This window comes from Klebsiella sp. WP4-W18-ESBL-05, assembly GCF_014169075.1.
GTDB classification, from domain to species: domain Bacteria; phylum Pseudomonadota; class Gammaproteobacteria; order Enterobacterales; family Enterobacteriaceae; genus Kluyvera; species Kluyvera ascorbata_B.
The window spans coordinates 739755-752093 of sequence record NZ_AP022057.1; the positions used below are offsets into that span (position 1 = coordinate 739755).

At 49.0% G+C, this 12339-nt stretch carries 7 protein-coding genes; 2 read left to right on the plus strand and 5 right to left on the minus strand.

What is annotated here, in order from left to right; all coding sequences use genetic code 11:
• The first annotated feature begins 2 nt into the window (after positions 1–2).
• Both H7R58_RS03610 and H7R58_RS03615 read left to right on the plus strand, forming a co-directional pair.
• Positions 3–1133, plus strand: a complete 1131-nt coding sequence (locus tag H7R58_RS03610) for a hypothetical protein (RefSeq protein ID WP_182934606.1) — start codon at positions 3–5, stop codon at positions 1131–1133.
• Entirely contained in the window at positions 1130–1921 is a 792-nt protein-coding gene (locus tag H7R58_RS03615) for a glycosyltransferase family 32 protein (protein WP_048217133.1), read from the plus strand. Before H7R58_RS03610 ends, H7R58_RS03615 begins: the two co-directional genes overlap by 4 nt.
• Here the strand turns inward: H7R58_RS03615 and H7R58_RS03620 are convergent.
• From H7R58_RS03620 to H7R58_RS03640, 5 genes are all read right to left on the minus strand, one after another.
• Complete coding sequence (locus tag H7R58_RS03620; protein WP_227674952.1) at positions 1876–3417, minus strand: glycosyltransferase family 9 protein; 1542 nt, start codon at positions 3415–3417, stop codon at positions 1876–1878. The genes H7R58_RS03615 and H7R58_RS03620 overlap by 46 nt on opposite strands.
• 215 nt (positions 3418–3632) lie before the next feature.
• Positions 3633–5531, minus strand: coding sequence for a GmrSD restriction endonuclease domain-containing protein (locus H7R58_RS03625; RefSeq protein WP_070552925.1), 1899 nt, complete (start codon positions 5529–5531; stop codon positions 3633–3635).
• Positions 5518–6858 carry a DUF262 domain-containing protein gene (locus H7R58_RS03630; protein ID WP_070552926.1) on the minus strand — a complete coding sequence of 447 codons (1341 nt, stop codon included), beginning with the start codon at positions 6856–6858 and terminating at the stop codon, positions 5518–5520. The genes H7R58_RS03625 and H7R58_RS03630 overlap by 14 nt, the downstream gene beginning before the upstream one ends.
• Before the next feature lie 415 nt (positions 6859–7273).
• Positions 7274–10345, minus strand: coding sequence for a type III restriction-modification system endonuclease (locus H7R58_RS03635; RefSeq protein ID WP_182934608.1), 3072 nt, complete (start codon positions 10343–10345; stop codon positions 7274–7276).
• 11 nt (positions 10346–10356) lie between these two features.
• Positions 10357–12336, minus strand: coding sequence for a site-specific DNA-methyltransferase (locus H7R58_RS03640; RefSeq protein WP_182934609.1), 1980 nt, complete (start codon positions 12334–12336; stop codon positions 10357–10359).
• Positions 12337–12339 lie beyond the last annotated feature (3 nt).

Genomic DNA, 12339 nt, shown 5'->3' on the forward strand with positions numbered 1-12339 from the left:
CCATGAATGGACTAAAAACTCCGCATTCACTTGCGTGGAACACGTTGCACAACGAACCGCTCGCAACCCAGTTGGCAATGTTTCGCCAGGCCAGTGCACAGATCAATGCGCAGGATGTTAAATCCGGTTTTCGCGCGTTTGCGACCGATTTGCTGGCGCGCGGTTTGATCGACATGTCCGATTACGTCGCTATTTTTGGTGGTAAGGCGCTGCATTATCTGACGCCGAATGCGACTGGATCATTTTGCGATATGCGCACTGGTGCTGACGCTACAACATTGGCGGGCATTTATAGCCGTGCGAAATATGGCGGAGTGAGCGAGATACGCTATCTGGCACGGTGCGTTATCGACTATCTTGCCGCAGAACTGGATGACACCTCCTCTTCATGGTCAGGGTTGTTTTGCAAGGCCAAAGAGGAGGGAGAGAGTGTTGTGATGATGACCACGGGCTGGCGTAATGTGCCTTCCACGGCCAATGTGCTCTACGATATCGTGGTTGAGGAAATTAATCTCACGTTGGCGCATAAAGGATTGCCCACCATTATCAACGTTAAACTGCCCAGGATTGCGCCTCCGTGTGAAAATTATGCCAGCCTCAGCCAGGCCGAGCGCGATCGGGTCAATCTTGTGCAGGATCATGTGATTCCAGCGGAGAATTTTTACCGATGGAGCGGCGTGCATGTCATTTTCGGAGATGACGTGCTGGTGACTGGGGCAACGGCGGACAAAGTGTTGTATGAATCGCTGTGTAACGGCGCCCGATCATTTCGTGCCATTTACCCAGTGGCGCTAGATCCCCGGGTGGCATTAACTGATGCGTCGGTGGAGGATCGGCTGAACAGCGTGAGCGTAAAGCAGCATTTGGATGAAAACGTCGCGCAACTGCTCTCTGTTCCGGGCTATCAGCCCATTCTGCGTGCGTTGCGTCTGTTATTTGGCGAAGACAACCGGGATAGTTTACCGGCTTTCCTGCCAAATGTGCCGGTGCTGACCTGGCTTAATCTGTATAAATCAGCGTTAAATAATGAGTTTTTGGCTCAGCCTGCATGCGCGCCATCACTGGTGATGCTCAGAACATATCTGATGCAAAATGGGCTGTTGTGTGCGAAAGGTAAGGTGCTGGTGAAATGACGTCCGACACTACCCATTACGTTAGTTACTGGGAAAACGCACCGGGTCAGACTATGCCGGCTTATGTTGCCCTGGCACTGGTTTCTATGCGCAGAGCTCTGGGCGATCGTTTTCTTCTGCTTACGCCGCGAACGGTAAGCGAGCACATCGATGCTGACATCATGAATAAAGCTTGGGCTTTTGAACCGCTGAGCTTTACGCTGGCGAACGGCATTGAAGCTATTGTGGCGAAGAGCGATTTCATTCGCATGGCGTTTGTACATCGCTGGGGCGGGGCATGGTTGGATGCGGATACGTTGCTGTTTAGAGATCCGAGTGTTGAGTTATTTCCGACAGGGCTGAGCGATAAATTGCACTGGCATAGCGAGTGTATTTTCGCGTCCCTGCCGGGAAACCCCATACTTGCGCAAGCCTTAGCTATAGGGCTTGAGAGCGAGAATCACGCTTGGGGTAATCCTGGGAGAATCAAAAATATCATTGCCCAGGCTGCCGATGCTGCCATCCCGATTGGCGGGGAGGTCATCGATCCCGGATACCGTCCTCTTTACAACTTTGCTGGTTGCGAGGTGATGCGTCGCACCGATATTGCCGTCGGGGCATTTTTGATTAACGACGTGGCCATTCTCAAACTTTACAACACCTATTTCCGGCGTACCGAAGCCCGGAGAGAAACCGTGGCTGAATTCCTGGCGGGTGGCTCGCTGCTGGCAAAACTGTTTTTGCATATTGAGGCGAATGCGGATTACTGGGTTGATGGAAGTGACAAATTGATAGCTTCCGTTGCCTGAGTACCGCTTTCGCCCAGTACGATAGCCTCAGCGGGTAAGTGGAGTCGACAGTGCGTGGCGCCATTGAGGTTAATGTGCGGCGCGATTGCTTCGTGAATGGTCGGCGTCCGGCGGTGTGGCGAGCTGTGGGCAATATACAGCCATGCGGGGATTCGTTCAGTTAAATGGCTGAATTCAAGTTCAATGCGCAGTAGATCGAATATCTCGGTGGTGCGTCCACTGGGAGTCCAGGCCAGCGGTGCGGTACGGTGATCGGGCCGCACGACTGCGACAGGAACGCTGAATTCAAGGTTGATCGTCCCGGCATAACAGCCTGCAACTTCAGGAAATTTTTCACAGATTAAGGGCAGTTGTCGCGCCAGCGTGCCCGTCGCTACCCCTAGCCCAGGGATGATTCTGGCGTTAAGCGACATGCTGTTTTTCGCTTGTGCTGGCAGTGTTAAGAGAGTCTGCAATGCGTTCATTAATGACGTTAGCGAAAAAGCATCCATATTTTTTTTGCCCGTACGACGGAGTGTGTCTGGCTGTTGCTCGCTGTAGATCACTTGTGTAAAAGGTGAGCGAGGCGGCAACCATGGGTTGTGTTGACCTGCAATCAACGGGTAGATCGCCACCAGCTTCGCTTTCAGGCCAACAGCCATATGCACAATGGCAGTATCCACACTAACAACTGCCTGCGCGCGGCGAATATAGCCTGCAACCTTTTCGGGTGTTAGCCCGTCGTGCAAGACTGCCACATTATCGCGTGCAACTGAGTTTTCCAGATGCTGTGCGCTGTGCAGCGTTGAAGGGCTGCAAAGAATTCCCACGGAATGGCCGGGAAACTCGTCGGTGATAGCTTGTAGAGCTGCGGTTGCACGGGAAGGGGATAGCCCCTTGTCTCTTCGGCTGGCATAAGGATTAAAAAGTATTTGGGGGGAAAGTGCCGCAGGCGGGAGCTCGGCAGGCAACGGCACAATGTACTGGGTGTCGATCACTTTCGCGCCTAGATCCTGCAGAATATATTTGTACTGCTCCACGATATTGAGCGTGTTTGCAGAAAAACCCATTTTACGATTCACACAGCGCAGCGAATCATCAAGGGAATAGAGACTCCCCGGGCGGAGTAACCGCATAAAAACGATTTCGGCAGGTTGCAGTCGTCCAACCAGATGAACAACGACATCGACATTACTTAGCTGGTTCACCAATCTGCGTAGTTCACCAAGCCCTGGATGCGGATTCGTAACGATGACTTCATCCACACCGAAGGTGTTGGTATGCATTTCAGCTAACTCGTTAACCGTAAGTACAGTCAATCGGGCATTGAGCTTACGTGATTCGCGAAAAAAGAAAGAAGATACGATGGAGTCGCCCAATTTTGCGTCCCAGCGAAGCAGAAGAATATGCAGTTTTTCGCCGGGGGTTTTCGTGGGCAGAGGTTTGTCCGCCAGCAGGCGAAATATCAACCTGGAAACCGCTTTGCGTAAAAGCTTTAAACTTAACAATGTGCTCACCAGTCCTTTGCTCAGAGGGCCGATCCCGGCCACACGGTTTTTTCAGGGTGATGTGGGGTATTCTAATCGTGAATTAACATCACATTGCATCACTATTATCTCCCGGTCGGCTTTTTCCTGTTTTACATGGTGTTCATTGCGTCACAGGAACTGCTGACGGATGTAACCAGCCCCTGAATCTCATAGAAGAGATACGTTATAGTGGTGGAGGGCATTCAATGTCTCCTGAGCAACGTCAGCATCGCGTATTCATGGCTTACTATGTTTTTAAAGCCTTGTCCCTCCGGACCCCACTCCTCATAGCTCATCATGATTGCTTGTTTTAGGCTCTCTGCTCGTTCTGTTTCGACGTAGAATTTTTTCTTGTCTGCTGGCGAATAATTACTAAGTCTCGAGTTGCTGCTTGGTGAGATCAGGCAGAGGTTACCGAAACGATGGACATCATCCCCCATTTTTTTTGCGCCAGAGGGGTCGGTTTGAGGAAAGTAGTGCTCAACCGATGTTCGGCCCGATGAAAACTGAAAGCCATCAAAGTGTTTCTTAATATCTGGATTATTAAGCCCTTTACCATCGAATGATTGGCCCGTAGTAAGATCACGCCACAAACGATAGTCGAGCAGATTAAACACAAAGTTCTGTACGCTGGTACCGCGGTGCAGAGCCTCTGCATCGAATTGCTCCTTTTCACCACAAATCTCAGCCAAAAACTCATGGCTGAGTTGCTCAAGCTCTCTGAGGTAAGCCGCTCCGTCAACGTTCAGTTGACCCAAAGCCAGAGTATTCAAAATGGCCAGTGAGCGATTGAGCCATCGCTTATAAACATAGGCAGGGTGGGAGACATGGAACATCGACAAGATCATCGCTAGTTGTTTATTTACACCAGACAGTTCATCTTGATCGAAAGAGTTGTTATAGCTAAAGCTCGAATTCCTGTCTCTGGCATAGTACTCAAGCGTCAGCAGGCTCCACTTCTCAGCCTGGTCGCGCTTAATGATATAGCGATCAAATAAGACTCTAAACTTCAGCAAGTTAAAAGCAAACTGGGTGATTTTTTTTCGGTCATTTTTTATGATTTCAAATGCCTGAAGTAGCTTTTTATCGTCCAATGACACGTCATTATCCACTGTCACTTTTAGCACATGCAGTAGGAAGTTGGAGAAATCGATAATCGAATCAAAACGCTGCTCTTTTGCTTTTTCATCGTTGTCATCAGTGTGATGAAAGCGTCGTCTTTCGATAATATCCCGTATAGTCAGCTTTTCGTCTGTATCACCATTAGTTTCTATCGCGCATTTTATCTCTTCAAAACTCGCCGGGAATCCTAACCACTGCTCACCAAATAATGCTTTGCGAGCCTCTGAGCTAAAGCCCAATTGCACATAGCGATTCATATCAGCGCAGGCATCCCATATGGCAGAAAAGCCGTTTCTTGCGGCAGCTTCACCGTTGTAAACTGACATCAAATTCGCTTTCAACACTTCGTGTTTTTCTAGCTGTTCACCTCGGTTATTCATGATCTCAAAGTAGTGGTTGAGATCAGTCTCTGTTGGCACAGGAACCCGTAAAATAGTGACGTGTTTGAGTAGATATCGGCAAAAGTTGTTGGTGTCTATGTCCTCTTTCTCAAAGTAGCGTTCAATAATAGTAAACGCCGCTCGGATTGAGGGTTCTTCAGGATCATTGCTCTGATCCTGTTGAAACAGCTTATGTAGCGTTCGGGCTGATTTAGGGCGGCTGTCAAAGTCGAGATTAAGGTGAAGCGGGGATAAATCTTGTTCGCTGCAACAAGCAACTTTTTTTAAGTATGCGAGCAAAATCGACAGCGTTGTGTACCTTTGCTGTCCATCAATCGTTTCATAGACTATTACGCCTTGGTGTGCGCTATCAGCGCCATCTCTGACATATACCACCAAGCTGCCCAGATAGTATTTCGTGTCTTCCTGTTGCCCTGCATTTTTAAGGGCTTCAGCAGCATCTGCAATGTCCCGAATAAGCTGTTCAATCTCCTGCGCGCCCCAGGCGTAGTTACGCTGATAAATAGGGATAACATAATGGCTATTAGCGCTGAATAACTGTTCGATGGTCAGCAAGGCTAAATCATTACTCGTCGGCATCTACATCTCCCAGCATCTGAGCGATTGAATCTTCTACGGGTTTGGCATTTTGAAAACGAATGTTTATACAACGCTTTGGCTGAAAGCGTAGGACTTGTTGTGGGTGGATCGCTTTATCGAGCACTCTCAATAGTCCTCGGGGCTCACGCGCATGGCCATCAACACTGTCCATGCCGATTTTTTGATATTGCAAGCGCAAGTAGTAACTCCAACAAAAACAGATTGTTGCGGCTTGAATTAATTCTTTGTCGCCAAACTTATCGTAATAGGCCATCACTGCACACATAAAGAGATTTTTAATATACATATCCCCTTTGCGTGAACTGCCAGCGTAACGGGTATGTTTTTTTAAGAAATTGCCAAGCAGCGCGTTGTCACCTTCAAATAGGGTGTGATGCAGGGATTTGTAGTGCTGGATATACTCAAAAAAGCGCTTTCCGTTAATTATTAACTGATTAACTTGAAACGGATAAGGTTTATTCTGCTTGTCCCACTTCCTGATAGGGTCGTTATTGTAATGCTCAACTGCAAAATCCAGGGCGAGCAGAGACTGCAGATAGTGGTAATCAGAGGTGGAGAGGTTGACGCCTTTGAACACCTCAAGATTGTGGCGGCTGAACTGCACGCCATAATCGCCATCCAGCCATCGGCGCAGGCGGAACAAATACTCGCCCATAATGAGGTGAAGGTTAGCGGATTCATCATCCGGACTGACTCCTTGCTCCCACAGGCTAACGTGGTGTAGTCGTTCCGCTTGCTCTGTAGCATCCATCATTTCGCGCAAATGGTATGCCTTTAGTAAGTCATGGGGCGCGAGGGCCTTACCCCTGGCGTTTTGCGAGTCGAAAAACTGAAAGGCTTCGCTCAAATCATCGAGCGTCACTTCGATCAGTTCACACTTGTTACACACGAAGTGAAGTAGTGATTTGCGCTCGTTATCATTTAGTCCCACAAGGCGGTTCTCAATGACTTTGGCATTGTGCTCAAGGTTATTGATGCTAGTCCTTGAAGCAAAAGATTGTTCCAACAGAGGCGTTGAAAACTCACCACTCTGATCGAGCACTGAGCAAAGCAAGGTTAAGGTCAGAAGGCGCTGCTGACCATCAACGATATCGAGCTCACCTTCATAAGCGGGATTTAACTTATCCCGATGCAACACCACAGTCCCAAGGCGATAGCTCTGTTTATTTTGGTGGGTTAACACATCATCAATTAGTTGATTGACGTGTTTTTGTTGCCATTTGTAGGGGCGCTGGTATGACGGAATAGTGAGGCGCTGCTCTAGCAGCATCCTCGTTTTTTTTACCTGATAGGATACAGTTCCCATGGCTACATTGCCTGCTCAACAATCGCATCTGCCGGTTGGAGTTGGATATTCTGGCTGGTTCCCTGACGAGTTTTTCGAATATCCCTGAGGATCATTAGCTCATTTCCTTTTTGTTGTAGTCGGATTCAAGTCCGAAGATAAACGTTAAGCCGCCCTTTATCGTCATGCGAATATTGCCGATGACTACATGTTCTTCAGACACTGGTTCGGTCTGCTGCATCACGCGCACAGATAAGTTAATCGCAGCTAAAGTATCTTACCTCAAAGCATTGCTCGGCCGTTTTCAGATGGGAACTAACGCCGTAATACAAACGCAAACAAGAGATGCCGGACGAAAGCTCAGATGCGGCCATGTGCATAGGTGGCAATTTGTGTGCGCCATAATCTCACCACCACATGGCCAATCCTTTGTATCTTACTTTACCACTTCCATCAGCTTACCGAAGCTATCCACTACGTCATACTTCACGTTTTCTGGAGCAAACTTCTTGTTGATCTCATCGAAGAACTTACGGGCACATTTTATCTTGGTGGCTTCAATAGGCCGTAAATCCAGTGACGACATCGAGCCCTTGGTCTCAGCAACGAAATACACATGCTTGACCGAGCCTTCTTTGAAGGAAATGGCCCAGTCGGGGTTGTAATCGCCGACAGGGGTTGGGATCAGAAAACCACGTGGCAACTTGGCATATACCACCACATCCTTGCTAGTATCCAACTCTTCGACGAACTTGCGCTCAATCGCGGAGTCGGTAAGCACGTAATCATAGATGTGATTTTGCAATTTATTCCCGGCCTTACTGAGATCCTGTTTGCTCTGGCCTGTGGTAAAGATGTCCAAATCAAACTTGTCTTCTAGCGTGTCATAGGCCAAATGCTCGATAATGACATTGGCCTTTTGTTCGTTGACCAAGCGAATGGCTTCGGCAATGAAGCTTTCCGGGTTGCTCTTGAATTGTGCGAAGACGTCGGCATTGAGGCCTTTAAGAATTTCGGCAACGGTTCGTCTTGTAAGCAAAGTTCCCTCTGATAACTTGCCAATCAGATCGTACTGCACAGCGGAGTGAATGGAGGCGTTGTGCGATTCTGTTTCGGTAACTTTCAGCTCGAAGGCATTACCCTTTTTGAGGTCATCGTAAGTTGCCGTATCAGCTTGCTCGCCACGATGGATGGTGTATTGCAACGGTGTCACTCGCAACCCGGCATTCTTGTCATTAAGCGCCTTGATCGCATTGCTCACTAGTTCAACATCATCAAACAGCACGCTGTAAGTAGCCTTACGATTGATTCGCCCCCAAAGCGCCTTGAATTCCTGCTTTTCAAAGTTGGCGTTGGTCTGCAATCTTTTGGGCTTGCGACCATCGTCTATCTGCATGAGTTGGCTTTCGCTGAATACGCTATCAATCAGCTGAAATATCTGCTCTGCATAGGGTTGCAGTTCATCCGGCAATGCCTCCAGCGTGCCGTCTTTCTTAGCTTGATGGTACTTCTCCGTGATGTTGCGTTTCTTATCGACGTAGCCGTTCTGGATCAGATAAAACTCGATGTCCGTGGCCTGGTCCTCTGATACCGTAATTGAGCCTTCCTTCGTGTTCAGCATCTTGCCCGTGAAGTAGGCCTTGTCCGCCACACGCGGACGAGCTGACAAGGAGTCGCTAATGTCCTTCTGCAAGGCTGTTACGAAGTCCTTGTAACTTTCGCTGGCCACAACTGTCAGTACGTTAATGTCATGAACAATCGACGGATGATCCATGCGATCACCATTCTGATTGACAGACAAACGCAGGCCACGCCCGACCTCCTGACGACGTGAAATGGTGTTATCACTATGTTTGAGCGTACAGATAACGAACACGTTCGGGTTATCCCAACCCTCACGCAAAGCCGAGTGTGAGAAGATAAAACGCACTGGCTCAGCTAGTGATAATAACCGTTCCTTGTCTTTGAGGATCAGATCATAAGCATCTACATCATCCGACAAGCCCGCATTTTCACCACGCGCAGCAACCTTGGGATCGGTGAGGCGCTTGCTCTTCTTGTCGATAGAAAAGTAGCCGCTATGCGTCTTATCGGCCGCAATGTGGCGTAGATATTTAGCATAAGGGGCGTCCCCCTCCATAAACCCATTATCAAACGCTTCTTGAAGATGCTTAGCGTACTCCTCTTCAAAGATTTTTGCGTACTCGCCTTTTTCATCGGCAGCAGAGTAGTCCCGGTACCTGGCTACTTCGTCGATAAAGAACAGCGAGAGAACCTTCACCCCTTTATCGAAAAGCTCCATCTCCTTATCAAAGTGCGCCTTGATCGTCTCACGGATCTGAATGCGGCGCAGCGCTATCTCGGAAATATCACCAGTCGCATCACCCACCGTCAGCTCTACGCCATTGGTAAAGCTCAAGGTGTCCGTATTGGCATTGATGTCCGATACCACAAACCCATCGCGGTATTGATCCAGCTCGTTCGATAGCACAAACAGATTGTCACCCTTGCCCAGCTTGCGGGTGACGCGCTTGATATTGCCCCCGCTGAGTTTCTGTTCGAACTCCACAACCGCGACTGGCGGTTTTTTGTTTGAGATTTCGATGGCTTGTAAATAGAGATAGGCGTTGGTTCCCGCCAGTCCCTTCACCGAGATACCGCGCACCTCAATTTTCTTCACCAGCTTCTGGTTGTAGGCATCGAGCGCATCCAGGCGGTGGATCTTGTTGTGTGTGGTCTTATGGGTAGCGGAATAGCGCAACACCATCAACGGTTTGAAATTCGCAAGGGAATCCAGCGTCTTGCCTCCCTCCATCCGTTGCGGCTCATCGAGGATCAAGATGGGGCGGTTTGCGCTGATCACATCGATCGGGCGACGTGACTGAAAATCATCGAGCGCTTCGTAGATGCGGCGATTATCTTTGCCAGTGGCGTTAAACGCTTGTACGTTGATTACCATGACATTGATACCAGCATCGAAGGAGAAGCTCTCCAGATGGTGCAACTGCTTAGAGTTGTAAATAAAGAAGCGCGCCTTCTTGTGGTAGGTCTCCTGAAAATGCTCGGCCGTGATATCGAACGACTTGGCCACGCCCTCGCGGATGGCAATGCTCGGTACCACTATGACGAACTTACTCCAGCCATACTGCTTGTTCAGCTCGAAGATCGTTTTGATGTAGCAGTAGGTCTTACCAGTACCTGTTTCCATCTCAATATCAAGATTTAGCCTGGCGACCTTAGTTTTGATCAGGTTATCTGACAACGGCAGGTTTTGCTGGCGCTGCACCTTTTTGATGTTATCCCGCAAGGTATCATCATTGAGGGTTAGCTCAGCATTTTTAAAACCGGTATCTAGAGCAAACAGATCACCCATGCCGTTTTTGGTATTACCAGGGTCAAGGCGATAGCTCATGGCTGAATCAGAGGCCGGTCGCTGCCCCTGAAAAATATCTATGACCGCCTGCACGGCGGCAGCCTGATAGGGCTGATGTTTGAATTTAAGCTTCATTGCGCGCCTCCTCAGATACATTTCACTTCGGTGACGGGTGACATGAGCTTGAAAATCTGCTCGACGTTGATCTTGGCCGCGCTGTTTTTGAAGCCTGCATCGCGGAACACCACACGTAGCGGTTGATGCTTGGTTAGTTCCTTCACAAAGGCTTCGTCAATACTGCCGCTGGCGTCGAAGCAGGCGGCAAGCACATTGCCATCGACAAAGAACACGTCCTTACCTTGGATGGACTGCTTGGCGATTGGCAAAGCCAGATCGACGCCCCAATCCAGCATCACCTGGAACAACAGGTCTTCAGGAGTGCGGTCGGGCTTGATGTTGTCAACGAACAGATCGAGGTTGGCCTCGTGCAACGCGTCGGGTGCGTAATAGACGTCGGCCATGTTGGAGGTGTCGATTTTGAGAGTGCGGAAGCCGATGTCTTTTTTCCAATCCTGGTGGCATTTGCCCTCTAGAAGCTTCGTACCGACCCTACGGATACGCTCCTTACTGATATCAGCAATTGTCTTGTAGCCTGCCTTGAATGCCTCAGTCGATTCGTCGCATGTTTCTGGGAGCTGCACCAGAATGAACTTGCGATTACCTCCATCCTGCGAGTTAAGGGTCATAACGCCGTGCGCGGTGGTTGCAGAACCAGCAAAAAAATCGAGCACTATGCAATCAGGATCAGACCTGCAAGCAGATAAAGTCAGTTTTGCCAAAAGTTTTGATGGCTTTGGAAAGCTCATAAGACTTTGGGCGCCAAATATCGCATGCAACTCATCAAAGCCGTCCTCGTTCGTTCCCCATCCATCGGAGAACAAATCGTCTGAATAAACAAAATCGAATCCAGTCGACTGATCGCCTTTCATTGGAAGAAGATCCTTAAGCATCTTCTCGCGGGGCTCAGTTACGACTCTACGAAAGTAAAGGTCCTGAGTGACGTAGAGACTTTTATCCTCAGCGTACTTATTGAGCAACTCTTGCGAGTAGATCCAATTGCTTTCAACCTTTACATCCTCCACGAGCACACCATCGCTAATCACAAGATCGGACAGAAGGATCATTTCCATGTTTCCAGAACTGATCCTGCTTCCTGCTGCGACGCGATGATTTTTTTCCCGATACTTGCTAGGGATACCTTTTTTTATAACTCTTACGCCACGAGAGTTCGTGGTCTTAATCACCGGATAGGTTTCTTCGCCTCTTGCTATCTCCCCGACAAGGCCTTTGAAAGAGGCCAAGTTTTTCGCGTATGCAACCACGTACTCCTTAACATTCGTTGATGAGCCAGAAAGAAAGGCCCCCTTTTTCTTTTTCTCCCATACCAACTGGGCAACGAAATTACTTTCCCCAAATATTTCGTCCAGTACTTTCCTGATGTTTTGTGATTCGCAGTCATCAATGCTGGCAAAAATGACGCCATCTTCCCTGAGAAGAGTTCTCGCAAGGCGCAGTCGGGAGTAGATCATCGACAACCAATCTGAATGAAATCGGCCGTTAGATGCAGGATTGGCGACTAGCTTGTTTCCCTCTGCATCCTTTTGATTTGAGCGACGCAGAAAGTCCTCCGCAGACTCGGAAAAATCATCTTCGTAGATAAAATCATTCCCCGTGTTGTACGGCGGGTCGATGTAAATCATCTTGACCTTGCCAAGGTAGTTCTCCTGCAGCAGCTTCAATGCATCAAGGTTGTCACCCTCAATGAAGATGTTCTTGGTATCATCGAAATCCACGCTTTCTTCGCGGCAAGGACGCAGCGTCTTGGCAATCGGCGCGTTGGCCGCAAGCAAGGCTTCGCGCTTTCCTGGCCAGTTCAGGTGGTAGCGTTCCTGCGGCCCTTCTACAATCGATTCGGCAAGCTCTTGCCGCAACTGGTCGAAATCCACCGCCAGCTTCACGCTGCCGTCCTTGCCCTTGGCTTCGGTGACGCAGCCAGGAAACAGATCGCGAATGTGGGCGATGTTGTCTTGCGTGAGATTTGGTGAATGCATTTTTAGCTTTTCCATGTT